Consider the following 16,722-nt stretch of genomic DNA (forward strand, 5'->3'; position numbering starts at 1 on the left):
TCCGGTGAGTGAGACTGGTGCAACCGTAGACGGTAAGAGGAAACGAGGTCGGATGATGCGTACGCGTCCGCTGAAGGTGGCGCTGCTGGGCTGTGGGGTTGTCGGCTCAGAGGTGGCGCGCATCATGACGACGCACGCCGACGACCTCGCGGCCAGGATCGGCGCTCCCGTGGAGCTCGCGGGCGTGGCCGTACGGCGGCCCTCGAAGGCCCGTGAAGGCATCGACCCCGCGCTCATCACCACCGATGCCACCGCCCTCGTCAAGCGCGGCGACATCGACGTCGTGGTCGAGGTCATCGGCGGCATCGAGCCCGCTCGTACGCTCATCACCACCGCCTTCGAGCACGGTGCCTCCGTCGTCTCCGCCAACAAGGCCCTCCTCGCCCAGGACGGCGCCGCCCTGCACGCGGCGGCGGAGCAGCACGGCAGGGACCTCTACTACGAGGCCGCCGTCGCCGGTGCCATTCCGCTGATCCGCCCGCTGCGCGAGTCGCTCGCCGGCGACAAGGTCAACCGTGTGCTCGGCATCGTCAACGGGACCACGAACTTCATCCTCGACAAGATGGACTCGACGGGGGCCGGCTATCAGGAGGCCCTCGACGAGGCCACCGCCCTGGGGTACGCAGAGGCCGACCCGACGGCCGACGTCGAGGGCTTCGACGCCGCCGCCAAAGCCGCCATCCTCGCCGGTATCGCCTTCCACACGCGCGTGCGTCTCGACGACGTCTACCGCGAGGGCATGACCGAGGTGACCGCTGCCGACTTCGCCTCCGCCCGGGAGATGGGCTGCACCATCAAGCTGCTCGCCATCTGCGAGCGGGCCCAGGACGGGGCCTCCGTCACCGCGCGCGTGCACCCCGCCATGATCCCGCTGACCCACCCGCTCGCCTCCGTGCGCGGCGCCTACAACGCCGTGTTCGTCGAGTCGGACGCCTCGGGTCAGCTCATGTTCTACGGTCCGGGCGCGGGCGGTTCGCCGACCGCCTCGGCCGTGCTCGGCGACCTCGTCGCCGTCTGCCGCAACCGGCTCAGCGGGGCAACGGGGCCCGGCGAGTCGGCGTACGCCGCCCTGCCCGTCTCGCCGATGGGCGATGTCGTCACGCGCTATCACATCAGCCTTGACGTCGCCGACAAACCGGGTGTTCTCGCCCAGGTGGCGACCGTGTTCGCCGAGCACGGAGTGTCCATCGATACGGTTCGGCAGCAGGGCAAGGACGGCGAGGCCTCCCTCGTCGTCGTCACCCACCGTGCGTCGGACGCGGCCCTCGTCGGGACCGTCGAGGCGCTGCGCAAGCTCGACACCGTGCGGGGTGTCGCCAGCATCATGCGGGTTGAAGGAGAGTAACCAGCAATGACCCACCAGTGGCGCGGAATCATCGAGGAGTACCGGGACCGGCTGCCCGTCTCCGACACCACGCCGGTCGTGACGCTCCGCGAGGGCGGCACGCCCCTCGTGCCCGCGCAGGTGCTCTCCGAGCGCACGGGCTGCGAGGTCCACCTCAAGGTGGAAGGCGCCAACCCCACCGGGTCCTTCAAGGACCGCGGCATGACCATGGCCATCACCAGGGCCAAGGAGGAGGGGGCCAAGGCCGTCATCTGCGCCTCCACCGGCAACACCTCCGCCTCCGCCGCCGCCTACGCCGTGCGCGCGGGCATGGTGTCGGCCGTGCTCGTCCCGCAGGGCAAGATCGCGCTCGGCAAGATGGGCCAGGCCCTCGTGCACGGCGCGAAGATCCTCCAGGTCGACGGCAACTTCGACGACTGCCTCACGCTCGCCCGCGACCTCAGCGACAACTACCCCGTGGCGCTGGTCAATTCGGTCAACCCGGTGCGGATCGAGGGGCAGAAGACGGCCGCCTTCGAGATCGTGGACATGCTGGGCGACGCCCCCGACATACACGTCCTTCCGGTGGGCAACGCGGGCAACATCACCGCGTACTGGAAGGGGTACAAGGAGTACGCCGCCGACGGTGTCTCGAAGCGGACCCCGCGCATGTGGGGCTTCCAGGCCTCCGGCTCCGCGCCCATCGTGCGCGGCGAGGTCGTCAAGGATCCGTCGACCATCGCCACCGCCATCCGCATCGGCAACCCGGCCTCCTGGCAGTACGCCATCGACGCACGGGACGAGTCGGGCGGGTTCATCGACGAGGTGACGGACCGTGAAATCCTGCGCGCCTACCGGCTGTTGGCCGCACAGGAGGGCGTCTTCGTGGAGCCCGCGTCCGCCGCGTCCGTCGCCGGTCTGCTGAAGGCCGCCGAGCAGGGCAAGGTCGACCCGGGCCAGCGCATCGTGTGCACCGTCACCGGCAACGGCCTCAAGGACCCCGACTGGGCGGTCGCCGGTGCCCCGCAGCCCGTCACCGTCCCGGTCGACGCGGTGACGGCGGCCGAGCGGCTCGGGCTGGCGTAGCCGCCTCACGCCCGTCGCAGCGGCGCCACACCCCGTCGTACGGGGCTCGCGTCAGCGGGTATGAGGGCGCTTACCTGGGGAACGTCCCGACAGGGGGTGCACAGGGGGCATACGACACGCATCGTGCGCCTCCTGTGCGCCCTATGTCGCCACAGAACCTACCTTCGATAGGCTGTACCGAACCCGCCCGCCGCATATGCCTCCGCATGGGGCACGGTGCCGCGCCGTCTCCGCGGCCCGCAAGCGGCAGGGGCACCGCCACCGGCCTCGCGGCCGGACGCGGCCCCAGGGTCCGTCGTACGTCATCGAATGTCTTCGACAATCACGCAGCTCAAGGAGAGTCATCGAGCGATGGCCGGTCCAGCGTTCCGCGCCGCCGCCGTGAGGGTGCGCGTTCCCGCCACCAGCGCCAACCTCGGCCCGGGCTTCGACGCCCTCGGCCTGTCGCTGGGGCTCTATGACGACGTGGTCGTCCGGGTGGCCGACTCCGGGCTGCACATCGACATCGCGGGCGAGGGCAGCGAGACGCTGCCGCGTGACGAGAACCACCTTCTTGTACGGGCCCTGCGCACCGCCTTCGATCTGCTGGGCGGGCAGCCGCGCGGTCTGGAGATCGTCTCCGCCAACCGCATTCCGCACGGCCGCGGCCTCGGCTCGTCCTCGGCCGCCATCTGCGCCGGCATCGTCGCCGCGCGCGCCGTGACCATAGGCGGCGAGGCCAGGTTCGACGACACCGCCCTGCTCGAACTCGCCACCGAGATCGAGGGCCACCCCGACAACGTCGCGGCCTGTCTGCTCGGCGGATTCACCCTGTCCTGGATGGAGGCCGGCGCCGCGCGTGCCATCAGGATGGAGCCTGCCGATTCCATCGTTCCGGTGGTTTTCGTGCCCGGTAAGCCGGTGCTGACGGAGACCGCGCGCGGGCTGCTCCCGCGCACCGTCCCGCATGTCGACGCCGCCACCAACGCGGGCCGTGCGGCCCTGCTCGTCGAGGCCCTGACCAGGCGCCCCGAGCTGCTGCTGCCCGCCACCGAGGACCGTCTCCACCAGGAGTACCGCGCACCGGCCATGCCGGAGAGCGCCGCGCTGGTGGAGCGACTGCGGGCCGATGGAGTCCCGGCAGTGATTTCAGGAGCAGGACCCACCGTGCTCGCGCTGGCCGATACCGACAGCGCCGACAAGGTGGCCCATCTGGCAGGCGAGGGCTGGGCCGCGAACCGGCTGGACCTCGACGCGCAGGGAGCGAGTGTGTTGCCGCTTGCGACCTGACACGCGGTTGCCGGATTTCGAGAGGGGGAATGTTTGTTGGATCCGGTAGTGTTAACCTCAAGTCTGCACCCGACCCCACCATGGCGAGGTGCTTGTTGTCCCCGTCCGGGACAGACATTCTTCCGGGAGCCTCCCAAGCCGCACTGTGTTCCGTACGACGTACGCGGGCAGTACCTCGTACGCGGGCGCTGAGCGACTTGCCGGGCACGCTCCGGAACCGGCGCGACCGAGCCGAGTGACACCGACACTCAGTGCCACGGCTCTGGGAACCGCCATCACCAGATATTTCTCCGCCGTTTTGGGCGGACCACCGCCCCGGCACGGTCCACACACCAAGGACCTAAGCCGGACAGCACAACCGGTCGCCGAGCCAGACAGGCCGACGTCCGCTCCAGGGAAGGACCCTTCGTGAGCGACACCACCGATCTGATGGGCGCACGTGTCGAGGAGACCGCTGCCGCGCCCGCCACGGACGCCTCCGCGCCTGCCACCGGTGCCGGCTCCCGGCGGCGCCGCGGTACCGGCCTCGAGGGCATGGTGCTGGCCGAGCTTCAGCAGGTCGCATCCGGCCTCGGTATCAGGGGCACGGCGCGCATGCGCAAGAGCCAGCTGATCGAGGTCATCAAGGAGGCACAGGCCGGGGGAGGTGCCGCGGCTCCCAAGGCGGAGGCCGCCACCGAGTCCAAGCCCAAGCGCCGCGCCACCTCCAAGGCTCGTACCGGCGAAGACGCCGAGAAGAAGGCGGACAAGACGGCTGAGGCCCCCGCCGAGAAGGCCGTGGCCCAGCAGCAGATCGAGATTCCCGGCCAGCCGGCTGGGGGCCCCTCCCGCGCGAGCGAAGCCGAGCGTGGGGGAGATGACGCGCCGGCCGAGCGCCGCCGTCGCCGCGCAACCGCCGACGCGGGCAGCCCCGCCGCCGCGACCGAGACGGTCGCCGCCGAGGCCAAGAGCGAGCCGAAGGCCGAGACGCCGGCGCAGTCGCAGGGCCAGCAGGGCGACGCCAAGAGCGACGCCGACGGCGGCGAGGGCCGTCGTCGTGACCGCCGTGAGCGCGGCCGTGACCGCGGTGACCGCGGTGACCGCGGTGACCGTCGCAAGGGCGACGACCAGCAGGGCGGCGGTCGTCAGGACCGTCAGCAGGGCCAGCAGCAGGGCGGTGGTCGTCAGGACCGTCAGCGCGACAACGGCCCGCAGGACGACGACGACTTCGACGGCGGCCGCCGTGGCCGTCGCGGGCGTTACCGCGACCGTCGTGGCCGTCGTGGCCGTGACGATGTGCAGGAGCCGCAGATCAACGAGGACGACGTCCTGATCCCGGTCGCCGGCATCCTGGACATCCTCGACAACTACGCCTTCATCCGGACCTCCGGCTACCTGCCGGGTCCGAACGACGTGTACGTCTCCCTCGCCCAGGTCCGCAAGAACGGCCTGCGCAAGGGTGACCACGTCACCGGCGCGGTCCGTCAGCCCAAGGAAGGCGAGCGGCGCGAGAAGTTCAACGCGCTGGTGCGTCTCGACTCCGTCAACGGCATGGCGCCCGAACAGGGCCGTGGCCGCCCGGAGTTCAACAAGCTGACCCCGCTCTACCCGCAGGACCGCCTCCGTCTGGAGACGGACCCGGGCATCCTCACCACCCGCATCATCGACCTCGTCGCGCCGATCGGTAAGGGCCAGCGCGGTCTGATCGTGGCCCCGCCGAAGACCGGCAAGACCATGATCATGCAGGCGATCGCCAACGCGATCACGCACAACAACCCCGAGTGCCACCTGATGGTCGTCCTCGTCGACGAGCGTCCGGAAGAGGTCACCGACATGCAGCGGTCGGTGAAGGGCGAGGTCATCTCCTCGACCTTCGACCGCCCGGCCGAGGACCACACCACGGTCGCCGAGCTCGCCATCGAGCGCGCCAAGCGACTGGTGGAGCTGGGTCACGACGTCGTCGTGCTGCTCGACTCGATCACGCGTCTGGGCCGTGCGTACAACCTCGCCGCCCCGGCCTCCGGCCGCATCCTGTCCGGTGGTGTCGACTCGACCGCCCTGTACCCGCCGAAGCGCTTCTTCGGTGCGGCCCGCAACATCGAGGACGGCGGCTCGCTGACCATCCTCGCCACCGCGCTGGTGGACACCGGGTCCCGCATGGACGAGGTCATCTTCGAGGAGTTCAAGGGCACCGGCAACGCCGAGCTCAAGCTCGACCGGAAGCTCGCCGACAAGCGCATCTTCCCGGCGGTGGACGTGGACGCGTCCGGTACCCGTAAGGAAGAGATCCTGCTCGCTCCGGACGAGCTCGCCATCGTCTGGAAGCTGCGCCGGGTGCTGCACGCGCTCGACCAGCAGCAGGCGGTCGAACTGCTCCTCGACAAGATGAAGCAGACGAAGTCGAACGCCGAGTTCCTGATGCAGATTCAGAAGACGACGCCGGCACCCGGCAACGGCGACTGAGCAGAAGCACTGCTATAAAGGCCGCTCCCCGTCAAACAGTGACGGGGAGCGGCCTTTTGGCGCTGATAGGAACGGGCGTATCCGTGCGCCCCTTCCGACTCTTGATGTCTCTGGGGGGACTTCTTGACCACCACCATGTCCGGCAACGGTCGTCACAGACGCCGGATACGTTTCGGGCTGCCCGTCGCCGCCGCCGGCGTCGCCGCGGCCGTGGCCGCCGCGCTGCTGACCTCGTCCGCGGGAGCCGCGACCGCCCTGCCCAAGCCCACCGTGAAGCCCGCCACCAGTTCGGCCTCGCTGGCCGAGCTGGAGCGGCGCGTAGCGGGCGCCGTCGACGGTGACGACACCGCGGGGGAGACGGCGAAGAAGTCGTCGTACGGCGCGAGCACCAGCGGCTCCTCCGGTGACTCCACCGCCGGCGCCATGGTCATCGGCGGCACCACGACCAGCATCACCTCGGCGCCCTGGATGGCGCAGCTCTGGTACTACGACGACCAGGGCACCGCCGACGAGGCCGACGACCTCGGCTTCTTCTGCGGGGGCGCCGTCGTCGCCCCGACGAAGATCCTCACCGCCGCGCACTGCGTGAAGGGCTACGACTGGTACAACTACGGCGCCGTCGTCACCGGCACCAACCAGCTGCCCACGACCGACGAGGCCGGCAACAGCGACCTGCACGGCGGCACCGTCTCGCTGCCGCACCGGCAGTGGAACCACCCGTCCTACAACGCGACGACGATCGACAACGACATCGCCGTCGTCACCCTGGCCAACCCGGTCAAGGCGACGCCGATCCGTATGACGACGTCCGGCGACACCGCCTCCTACGCCGCCGGGACGAACGCCAAGGTCTACGGCTGGGGCCGCACCAGCTCCACCAGCCAGGACATCTCGCAGTCGCTGAAGTCGGCGACGCTGCCGATCCAGTCCGACAGCACCTGCACGGGCTTCTACGGCAGCGACTTCGTCAAGGGCCACATGGTCTGCGCGGGCAAGCCGGCCACCGGCAGCGACAGTGGCACGGTCTCCGCCTGCAACGGCGACTCCGGCGGCCCGCTCGTGGTGAACGGCCGGATCGCCGGCGTCGTCTCCTGGGGTGTCCAGGACTGTGTCGCCAAGGGCGCGTACAGCGTCTTCGCCAAGGTCACGAGCTATGTCGGTGCCGCCTACCCGCGGGTCGACGACACCAACATCAGCGGTGACCACCGGGCCGACATGTGGCTGCGCAACGCCTCCACGAAGACCGGTTACTCGAAGGACTCCAACGGCACGTCGTTCGCCGCGCGCGAGTCCTGGGGCGACTGGAACGGCGTGAACCTCGTCCTGCAGACCGACCTCGACCGGGACGGCTACCAGGACCTGGTGTTCCGGCGCAGCTCCGACGGGGCGATGTTCTGGGCGCACTACGTGCAGGCCAGCGGTTCCTGGGCGACCAAGACCATCTTCAGCAACTGGAAGACCCGGACCCGCATCGTGGCACCGGGTGACGTCACCGGCGACTACCTGCCCGACCTGCTCTCGGTCGACTCCGCCGGCGCCCTGTGGATCTACCCGGGCAAGGGCAACGGCACCTTCGCCAGCCCGGTGAAGTCCGGCACCGGCTTCAACCAGTACAACTCCCTGCGCGGCCACGGCGACTTCACCGGCGACGGCAAGACCGACCTGATCGCGCGCAGCTCGTCCGGCGGCTACATCTACCTGTTCAAGGGCACCGGCAAGGCAGGCACGGGCGCCTTCGCCACCCGGATCAAGGTGCGCACCTGGTCGACGTACACCGGCTTCGACGCCGTCGGTGACGTCACCGGCGACGGCAAGGCCGACTTCCTGGCCCGCAACTCCTCCGGCACGCTCTATCTGTACCCGGGCACCGGAAAGGCCACGAGCGAGATCTTTGCCACACCGAAGTCCGTCGGCACCGATTTCAAGCAGTACGACATCTTCGGCTGAAATCGCAGGTGAGACCGGCATACCCGGTATCGCCGACTACGGACTGTGCCCATCGTCTCCCAGGCGGTGGGCACAGTCCGTTGTGCAACCCTTTCCCGGGTTTCCCCGTCTGACCGGACGGGGTGACGATGGGCGGTAAGGGCCGTTTGCGCCATGCCTGACCCTGAAAGCAGGGGGTAACCGACCGGGACGAGAACCGAGGAGCAGAGTGTCCGCCGAGAGCACGCCAGAGCCCGGCATACCGGGCGACAACGGGACCAACGGTCCACGCCACCGCGGCAAGGGCCGCCGCCGCAGGCCCCGCGAGAAGCGCATGGGCCTGCGGGTCATGGCCTGGACCGCCGCCGGGATCGTGGTCCTGGGCGGTACCGGGGCCGGGTATCTCTACTTCAAGCTCAACGGCAATCTCAAGAGCGTCGACATCGACCAGGCCCTCGGTACCGACCGGCCCAAAAAGGTCGACAACGGCTCGGAGAACATCCTCGTCCTCGGCTCCGACACCCGCTCCGGGGGCAACAAGGAGCTCGGCGGCGGCGCCGACGACGGCAGCGCCCGCTCGGACACGGCGATGATCCTGCACGTCTACGAGGGCCACAAGAAGGCCAGCGTGGTCTCCGTCCCGCGGGACACCCTGATCGACCGCCCGGAGTGCACCGACACCAACGGCGACACGCACGATGCCGCGTCCGACGTGATGTTCAACGAGTCCTACTCCACGGGCGGGGCCGCCTGCACGGTGAAGACCGTCGAGTCCCTCACCGGCATCCGCATGGACCACTATCTCGAGGTCGACTTCAGCGGCTTCCAGACGCTGATCGACGAGCTCGGCGGCGTCGAGGTCACCACCACCAAGGACATCAAGGACCCCGACAGCCACCTCGACCTCAAGGCCGGCACCCACCAGCTCAACGGCAAGCAGTCGCTCGGCCTGGTCCGCACCCGCCACGGCGTCGGCGACGGCTCCGACCTCGGCCGCATCCAGCTCCAGCAGGCCTTCATGAAGGCGCTGCTCGAGCAGATGAAGGACATCAACCTCTTCGGCAACCCCAAGCGGCTGTACGACCTGGCCAACACCGCCACCAAGACGGTGACGACCGACTCCGACCTGGGCTCGGTCAACAAGCTCATGTCCTTCGCCAATGGCCTCAAGGGCATCAGCTCCAAGAACATGAACATGGTCACGATGCCGGTCCAGTACGACCCGGCGGACCCGAACCGCGTGATCGTGGCCGAGGCGAAGGCCAAGCAGGTGTGGACGGCCCTGAAGAACGACAAGCCGATCCCGAAGAGCGCAACCGAAGACACGGCCAAGGGCGACGCCAACGGCGTGGTGACGGGCTCCTGAGTCACGGGGGGCCTGGCGCCGGGTCAGCCGGCCCAGTCCTCGCAGCGCCGATGCCGACCCAGCCGCACGGCATCGAATTCGTCGCCACCGCCCGACGCCGCCACGCCCAGTCGCCGCAACGCCTGCGAGATCGGGCTGCCGTCCGCCGGGAAGCGCTGGCCTTCCGAGATGCCCAGTGGCCCCAGCTCGAGGGCGCCGCCGTCCCACACGGCCGCCCGCTGCTCGCCCACACCACCGAAGTAGTCGGCTTCCACGAAGGCGACGGGCCCGGCGGCCGACCACTCGGCGAGCCGCTGGTCGAACCGTCCGGGCAGCCCCCAGAACCCCAGGACCCGGCCACTGTCGCCGCTCGTGACGGAGTCGAAGAGGTCGTCCGTCATCGGCATCAGGGAAAAGCCCTGGCCGAGAGCCGTATCCGCGGCGGACAAGTCCCTCGCGATCGTCCGCAGCAATTCCTCGCCGGCGATCACCGCCCGCAGTTCGTAGCCCATCCCCGCCCCCGATTCCACTCGTGGGAATAGATGATGCCGTACCCCGGTTTTGGGGGATGGCGCCAGTCCTGGCAGACTGGTACGTCGGCTCCGGTTCACGCTCCCGTATCCCGCGGCGGCGACCCGGCGCCCTCCCGAAACTAGGAGACACCTTGAAGCGCGACATCCACCCCGAGTACGTCGAGACCCAGGTCAGCTGCACCTGTGGCGCGTCGTTCACCACCCGCAGCACGATCTCCAGCGGTTCCATCCGTGCCGAGGTCTGCTCCGAGTGCCACCCGTTCTACACGGGTAAGCAGAAGATCCTCGACACCGGTGGCCGTGTGGCCCGCTTCGAGGCCCGCTTCGGCAAGGCTGCTGCCAAGAAGTAGCGAGCTACCAGCGCCGGTCCACGCCGCACTCCTCGGAGTGCGCCGGGACCGGCGTTTTTGGTCGCCCGCCTTCCCCCTTCATCCGCAGTACAGGAGCCCTGAGATGTTCGAGGCCGTCGAGGAACTCGTCGGTGAGCACGCCGACCTGGAAACGAAGCTCGCCGACCCGTCGGTCTTCGCCGACCAGGCCAACGCGCGCAAGCTGAACAAGCGCTACGCCGAGCTCACCCCGATCGTCGCCACGTACCGCTCCTGGAAGCAGACCGGCGACGACATCGACACGGCGAAGGAACTCGCCGCCGACGACCCCGACTTCGCCGCCGAGGTCAAGGAGCTGGAGAAGTCCCGCGAGGAGCTGACGGAGAAGCTGCGTCTGCTGCTCGTCCCGCGCGACCCCAGCGACGACAAGGACGTGATCCTGGAGATCAAGGCGGGCGCGGGCGGCGACGAGTCGGCCCTGTTCGCCGGTGACCTCCTGCGCATGTACCTCCGCTACGCCGAGCGCGTCGGCTGGAAGACCGAGATCATCGACGCCACCGAGTCCGAGCTGGGCGGCTACAAGGACGTCCAGGTCGCGGTGAAGACCAAGGGCGGAAACGGTGCCACCGAGCCCGGACAGGGCGTCTGGGCCCGGCTGAAGTACGAGGGCGGTGTGCACCGCGTGCAGCGCGTGCCGGCGACCGAGTCCCAGGGCCGTATCCACACCTCCGCGGCCGGTGTGCTCGTCACCCCCGAGGCCGAAGAGGTCGACGTCGAGATCAACCCCAACGACCTGCGCATCGACGTCTACCGGTCCTCCGGGCCCGGCGGGCAGTCGGTCAACACCACCGACTCCGCCGTGCGCATCACGCACATCCCGACCGGAGTCGTCGCCTCCTGCCAGAACGAGAAGAGCCAGCTTCAGAACAAGGAGCAGGCACTGCGTATCCTGCGCTCCAGGCTGCTCGCCGCGGCGCAGGAGGAGGCAGAGAGGGAAGCCGCCGACGCCCGCCGCAGCCAGGTCCGCACCGTCGACCGCTCCGAGAAGATCCGTACCTACAACTTCCCGGAGAATCGCCTCTCGGACCACCGCGTCGGCTTCAAGGCGTACAACCTGGACCAGGTCCTGGACGGCGACCTCGACGCGGTGATCCAGGCCTGTGTCGACGCGGACTCGGCGGCGAAGCTGGCGGCTGCGTAACGACGTAAGGGACGTACGCACGTACGAGTACGACACGGAGGACTTGCGTGCAGCAATTCACCGGGGGGCGAACCCCGAGCCCCCGCAGCGTGCTGCTCGCGGAGGTGGCACAGGCCACCCAGCGGCTGGCGGACGCCGGCGTGCCCTCACCGCGCAACGACGCGGAGGAGCTCGCCGCGTTCGTGCACGGCGTGAAGCGGGGCGAGCTGCACTCCGTGAAGGACGCGGACTTCGACGCCCGCTACTGGGAGGTCATCGCCCGCCGTGAGCAGCGTGAGCCGCTCCAGCACATCACCGGGCGGGCGTACTTCCGCTATCTCGAACTCCAAGTCGGACCGGGCGTGTTCGTGCCCCGTCCCGAGACCGAGTCCGTGGTCGGCTGGGCCATAGACGCGGTGCGCGCCATGGACGTCGTCGAGCCCTGCATCGTCGACCTGTGCAGCGGCTCCGGCGCCATCGCGCTGGCCCTCGCCCAGGAGGTCCCGCGCTCGCGCGTGCACGCCGTGGAGCTGTCCGAGGACGCCCTGGTGTGGACGCGCAAGAACGTGGAGGGCTCGCGCGTCGACCTGCGGCAGGGCAACGCCCTGGACGCCTTCCGCGACCTCGACGGCCAGGTCGACCTGGTCATCTCCAACCCGCCCTACATCCCGCTCACCGAGTGGGAGTACGTCGCTCCCGAGGCGCGGGACTACGATCCCGAACTCGCCCTGTTCTCGGGCGAGGACGGCCTCGACCTCATCCGCGGCCTGGAACGGACGGCACACCGTCTCCTGCGCCCCGGCGGCGTCGTTGTCATCGAGCACGCCGACACCCAGGGCGGTCAGGTGCCGTGGATCTTCACCGAGGAGCGTGGCTGGGCCGACGCGGCCGACCACCCCGACCTGAACAACCGCCCGAGGTTCGCGACCGCGCGCAAGGCGACGCCGTGACCACGCCCCAGACTCTTTCCCGGAAGTACGTGTACGAGGAGGCCCGCTAGATATGGCACGGCGATACGACACCAACGACGCGACCGACCGCACGACCGGTCTGCGTGAGGCCGCGTCCGCCGTCCGCCGTGGCGAACTCGTGGTCCTTCCGACCGACACGGTGTACGGCATCGGCGCCGACGCGTTCTCCAAGGAGGCCGTGGGCGATCTGCTGGAGGCCAAGGGCCGGGGCCGCAATATGCCGACCCCTGTCCTGATCGGCTCCCCGAACACGCTCCATGGTCTCGTCACCGACTTCTCCGAGCTGGCCTGGGAGCTGGTCGACGCGTTCTGGCCGGGCGCGCTGACGCTGGTGGCCAAGCACCAGCCGTCGCTGCAGTGGGACCTGGGTGACACCCGGGGCACGGTTGCCGTGCGCATGCCACTGCACCCGGTCGCCATCGAGCTGCTCACCGAGTTCGGCCCGATGGCCGTGTCCTCGGCGAACCTCACCGGGCACCCGGCGCCGGAGGACTGCGACGCCGCGCAGGAGATGCTCGGCGACTCGGTCTCGGTCTATCTGGACGGCGGTCCGACTCCGGGCAACGTCCCGTCGTCGATCGTCGACGTCACGCGAGAGGTGCCGCTGCTGCTCCGCGCGGGTGCCCTCACGGCTGAGGACCTGCGGAAGGTCGTACCCGACCTCGAGGTGGCGAATTGACAGCCCCTGACGCGGGGCGTGGCATAGGCAACGGGGAAAGCGCGGCGGAGATCACGACCACATTCGTCGGACTGCCGCGCGACAGCTTCCGCATCCTCCACGTCAGCACCGGCAACGTGTGCCGCTCGCCGATCACCGAGCGGCTGACGCGTCATTTCGTGACGCAGCGGCTCGGAGTGCTGGGCGGCTCGCTGATCGTGGAGAGCGCGGGCACCTGGGGCCACGAGGGCGCCTCCATGGAATCCAACGCGGAGACGGTCCTCGCCGACTTCGGCGCGGACGCCTCCGGCTTCGTCGGCAGGGAGCTCCTCGACGAGCACGTCATCATGGCCGACCTCGTCCTCACGGCCACCCGCGACCACCGCGCCCAGGTCATCTCCATGGGCCATTCGGCGGGCCTGCGCACCTTCACCCTGAAGGAGTTCACCCGCCTGGTCCGCGCCATAGACCCCACGACGCTCCCTCCCCTGGAGGACGGCGTGGTCCAGCGCGCACGCGCCCTGGTCCGCGCGGCGGCGGCTCTACGCGGGTGGCTCCTGGCGCCGACGGCCGAGGCGGACGAGGTGTACGACCCGTACGGGGCGCCGCTGACGTTCTTCCGGTCGGTGGGCGACGAGATACACGAGGCACTGGATCCGGTGGTGACGGCGCTCACGGGCGTCCCCGCGAGGACGTAACAACACAGGGCGTCCCCGACGTCCCCGGCCTACATTGGACGTACGTCACCGTCGACGCACGCCCGGAGCCCGCCATGTCGGTCACCCATACCCTCGAGGCCGATGTCCTGCGCCGGCAGGACCCCCAGCTCGCCGACATCCTGCTCGGCGAGCTCGACCGGCAGTCGACCACGCTTCAGCTCATCGCCGCGGAGAACTTCACCTCGCCCGCCGTGCTGGCGGCCCTCGGCTCCCCGCTGGCCAACAAGTACGCGGAGGGCTATCCGGGCACCCGTTACCACGGCGGCTGCGAGATGGTCGACGTCGCCGAGCGGCTCGCCGTGGAGCGGGCCAAGGCGCTGTTCGGTGCCGAGCACGCCAACGTCCAGTCCCACTCGGGCTCTTCGGCCGTCCTCGCCGCATACGCCGCCCTGCTGCGCCCCGGCGACAGCGTGCTCGCGCTCGGGCTGCCGTACGGCGGACATCTCACGCACGGCTCGCCCGCCAACTTCTCGGGCCGCTGGTTCGACTTCGTCGGCTACGGGGTGGACGCCGAGACCGGGCTCATCGACTACGACCAGGTGCGCACGCTGGCCCGCAACCACCGGCCCAAGGCCGTCGTGTGCGGGTCCATCGCCTACCCGCGCCACATCGACTACGCCGCCTTCCGCGACATCGCCGACGAGGTGGGCGCCTATCTCATCGCCGACGCCGCCCACCCCATGGGGCTCGTCGCCGGGGGAGCGGCGCCCAGTCCGGTGCCGTACGCCGATGTGGTCTGCGCCACCACCCACAAGGTGCTGCGCGGTCCACGCGGCGGCATGATCCTGTGCGGCTCCGACCTCGCCGAGCGCGTGGATCGCGCCGTTTTCCCGTTCACCCAGGGCGGCGCCCAGATGCACACCATCGCCGCCAAGGCCGTTGCCTTCGGGGAGGCGGCCACGCCGGCGTTCGCCGTGTACGCCCATCAGGTGGTCGCCAACGCGCGGATCCTCGCGGCCGCGCTGGAGGCGCAGGGCTTCGTCGTCACCACCGGCGGCACCGACACCCACCTGATCACCGCGGACCCGGCGCCGCTGGGCGTCGACGGCCGTGAGGCGCGCGGGCGGCTCGCCGCGGCCGGGATCGTGCTGGACTGCTGCGCCCTCCCGCACGGCGACGCCCGCGGCCTGCGCCTCGGCACGGCCGCCGTGACGACCCAGGGCATGGGGGAGGAGGAGATGGAGTGGCTCGCCGCGTCGCTGTCGGGTGTGCTGCGAGGCGAGACCGAAAGTCAGAAGGCCCGTGAAGATGTGCGGGAGCTCACCGGTAGATTTCCGCCGTATCCCGGGTGAGGAGGGGTAGACGCCCCTGCGCACACAGCCACACGTGCAACCATCGTCGCTACCCGGAAGTCCCCGCACATATGCGTCGCGTATGCGTACGTCGCTAGGGTGTGGGGCTGAGATGGCCAGCGAGACTTGTGGGGAAGCCCGTGCGTGAATACCTGCTGACGCTCTGCATCACGGCCGCGGTGACGTATCTGCTGACAGGGCCGGTACGTAAATTCGCGATCGTGGCCGGAGCCATGCCGGAGATCCGGGCACGTGACGTGCACCGGGAGCCCACTCCGCGGCTCGGCGGGATCGCGATGTTCTTCGGCCTGTGCGCCGGCCTGCTGGTCGCCGACCACCTGACCAACCTCAGTACGGTCTTCGAGAAGTCCAACGAACCGCGGGCGCTGCTCTCCGGAGCGGCGCTCATCTGGCTGATCGGCGTCCTGGACGACAAGTTCGAGATCGACGCCCTGATCAAGCTGGGCGGCCAGATGATCGCCGCCGGCGTCATGGTCATGCAGGGTCTGACGATCCTGTGGCTGCCGATCCCGACCGTCGGCAATGTCGCGCTGACCCAGTGGCAGGGCACCCTGCTGACGGTGGCGCTCGTCGTCATCACCATCAACGCGGTCAACTTCGTCGACGGCCTGGACGGCCTCGCGGCGGGCGTGGTGTGCATCGCGTCGGCGGCGTTCTTCCTCTACGCCTACCGGGTCTGGGTGTCGTACGGCATCGAGGCCGCCGCCCCGGCCACCCTGTTCTCGGCGATCCTGATGGGCATGTGCCTGGGCTTCCTGCCGCACAACATGCACCCGGCGCGGATCTTCATGGGCGACTCCGGCTCGATGCTGATCGGCCTGGTCCTCGCCGCGGGCGCCATCTCCATCACGGGACAGGTCGACCCGGACGCGCTGAAGCTGTTCGCCGGCTCCGAGAAGGCGGCCGTGCACCAGACGGTGCCCGTCTACATCCCGCTGCTGCTGCCGCTGACGATCATCGCGATCCCGGCCGCCGACCTGGTGCTGGCGATCGTGCGCCGCACCTGGCGCGGCCAGTCCCCGTTCGCCGCCGACCGCGGCCATCTGCACCACCGCCTCCTGGAGATCGGCCACTCCCACAGCCGCGCGGTGCTGATCATGTACTTCTGGTCGGCGCTGATCGCCTTCGGTGCGCTCGCCTACTCAGTGAACTCGGCGTCCATGTGGATCGTGCTGAGCGTGGTGTTCCTCAGCGCCATCGGCCTGCTCCTGCTCCTCCTCCCGCGCTTCACCCCACGCACCCCCCGCTGGGCCGAGGCCTTCGTGCCGCCGCGCTATCGCCGGCGCGGAGCCGCCGAGCCCGGCGCCACCACACCGCAGACCGCGTCGGAAGAGGACGAGGACGAGCCGCGCACCCCGGTCGCGGCCGGTGTCTCGCGCGTCAACGGGGCGACCGCGATCGGCGGCCGTTCGCGGCCGCTGGACCGGCGCAAGGCCGGAACCTCGCGCTGACGGTCAAGGTAAGAGAGCTCCCAAGGTAAGAATCTGACTAGAGCATTGCCAAGTCATGGGGGAGCGAAGCATCCCAATACCAGACAAGTCGGCCGCGTTCCTGCACAGACGCGCACTGTCACTCTCATGTGTGACACCGAGCACATCGCTCAGGTAAAGACCTCATCAAATAGTTT

At 69.6% G+C, this 16,722-nt stretch carries 14 protein-coding genes; 13 read left to right on the top strand and 1 reads right to left on the bottom strand.

Annotated elements, in window-relative coordinates; all coding sequences use genetic code 11:
• Positions 1-55 precede the first annotated feature (55 nt).
• From ACFQ6S_RS26710 to ACFQ6S_RS26735, 6 genes are all read left to right on the top strand, one after another.
• Positions 56-1,345 carry a homoserine dehydrogenase gene (locus ACFQ6S_RS26710; protein WP_383415842.1) on the top strand — a complete coding sequence of 430 codons (1,290 nt, stop codon included), beginning with the start codon at positions 56-58 and terminating at the stop codon, positions 1,343-1,345.
• A 6-nt stretch (positions 1,346-1,351) separates the two neighbouring features.
• Complete coding sequence (thrC, locus tag ACFQ6S_RS26715; protein WP_383414747.1) at positions 1,352-2,410, top strand: threonine synthase; 1,059 nt, start codon at positions 1,352-1,354, stop codon at positions 2,408-2,410.
• A gap of 351 nt (positions 2,411-2,761) precedes the next feature.
• Entirely contained in the window at positions 2,762-3,679 is a 918-nt protein-coding gene (gene thrB, locus ACFQ6S_RS26720) for a homoserine kinase (RefSeq protein ID WP_383414750.1), read from the top strand.
• Between the two features lie 408 nt (positions 3,680-4,087).
• The gene (gene rho / locus ACFQ6S_RS26725) at positions 4,088-6,121 is read left to right on the top strand and encodes a transcription termination factor Rho (protein ID WP_383414753.1); all 2,034 of its coding nucleotides are present in this window, start codon (positions 4,088-4,090) and stop codon (positions 6,119-6,121) included.
• 135 nt (positions 6,122-6,256) lie between these two features.
• On the top strand, positions 6,257-8,068 hold the full coding sequence (locus ACFQ6S_RS26730; RefSeq protein WP_383415845.1) for a trypsin-like serine protease: 1,812 nt from the start codon (positions 6,257-6,259) through the stop codon (positions 8,066-8,068).
• Between the two features lie 208 nt (positions 8,069-8,276).
• Positions 8,277-9,413, top strand: coding sequence for an LCP family protein (locus tag ACFQ6S_RS26735; protein ID WP_383414756.1), 1,137 nt, complete (start codon positions 8,277-8,279; stop codon positions 9,411-9,413).
• 23 nt (positions 9,414-9,436) lie between these two features.
• Here ACFQ6S_RS26735 and ACFQ6S_RS26740 read toward each other — a convergent pair whose 3' ends face one another.
• Positions 9,437-9,904, bottom strand: coding sequence for a hypothetical protein (locus ACFQ6S_RS26740; RefSeq protein ID WP_383414759.1), 468 nt, complete (start codon positions 9,902-9,904; stop codon positions 9,437-9,439).
• Positions 9,905-10,056: 152 nt separating this feature from the next.
• Between ACFQ6S_RS26740 and rpmE the strand changes: the two genes are divergently transcribed.
• From rpmE to ACFQ6S_RS26775, 7 genes are all read left to right on the top strand, one after another.
• Complete coding sequence (gene rpmE / locus ACFQ6S_RS26745) at positions 10,057-10,275, top strand: 50S ribosomal protein L31 (RefSeq protein WP_356589154.1); 219 nt, start codon at positions 10,057-10,059, stop codon at positions 10,273-10,275.
• Positions 10,276-10,378: 103 nt separating this feature from the next.
• Entirely contained in the window at positions 10,379-11,455 is a 1,077-nt protein-coding gene (gene prfA / locus ACFQ6S_RS26750; RefSeq protein WP_383414762.1) for a peptide chain release factor 1, read from the top strand.
• An 89-nt stretch (positions 11,456-11,544) separates the two neighbouring features.
• Complete coding sequence (prmC, locus tag ACFQ6S_RS26755) at positions 11,545-12,384, top strand: peptide chain release factor N(5)-glutamine methyltransferase (protein ID WP_383415848.1); 840 nt, start codon at positions 11,545-11,547, stop codon at positions 12,382-12,384.
• Positions 12,385-12,436: 52 nt separating this feature from the next.
• Positions 12,437-13,084: an L-threonylcarbamoyladenylate synthase gene (locus ACFQ6S_RS26760; RefSeq protein WP_383414764.1), complete on the top strand. Its 648-nt coding sequence runs from the start codon at positions 12,437-12,439 to the stop codon at positions 13,082-13,084.
• Positions 13,081-13,761, top strand: coding sequence for a protein-tyrosine-phosphatase (locus ACFQ6S_RS26765; protein WP_383414767.1), 681 nt, complete (start codon positions 13,081-13,083; stop codon positions 13,759-13,761). Before ACFQ6S_RS26760 ends, ACFQ6S_RS26765 begins: the two co-directional genes overlap by 4 nt.
• 74 nt (positions 13,762-13,835) lie before the next feature.
• A complete protein-coding gene (gene glyA, locus ACFQ6S_RS26770; RefSeq protein WP_383414770.1) occupies positions 13,836-15,074 on the top strand; it encodes a serine hydroxymethyltransferase in 1,239 nt (412 codons plus the stop codon).
• 140 nt (positions 15,075-15,214) lie between these two features.
• Positions 15,215-16,546 (top strand): MraY family glycosyltransferase, encoded by a 1,332-nt coding sequence (locus tag ACFQ6S_RS26775; protein WP_383414772.1) that lies wholly within the window; start codon positions 15,215-15,217, stop codon positions 16,544-16,546.
• Positions 16,547-16,722: the final 176 nt, after the last annotated feature.

The organism is Streptomyces sp. NPDC056479 (assembly GCF_042795335.1).
Classification (GTDB): Bacteria; Actinomycetota; Actinomycetes; order Streptomycetales; family Streptomycetaceae; genus Streptomyces.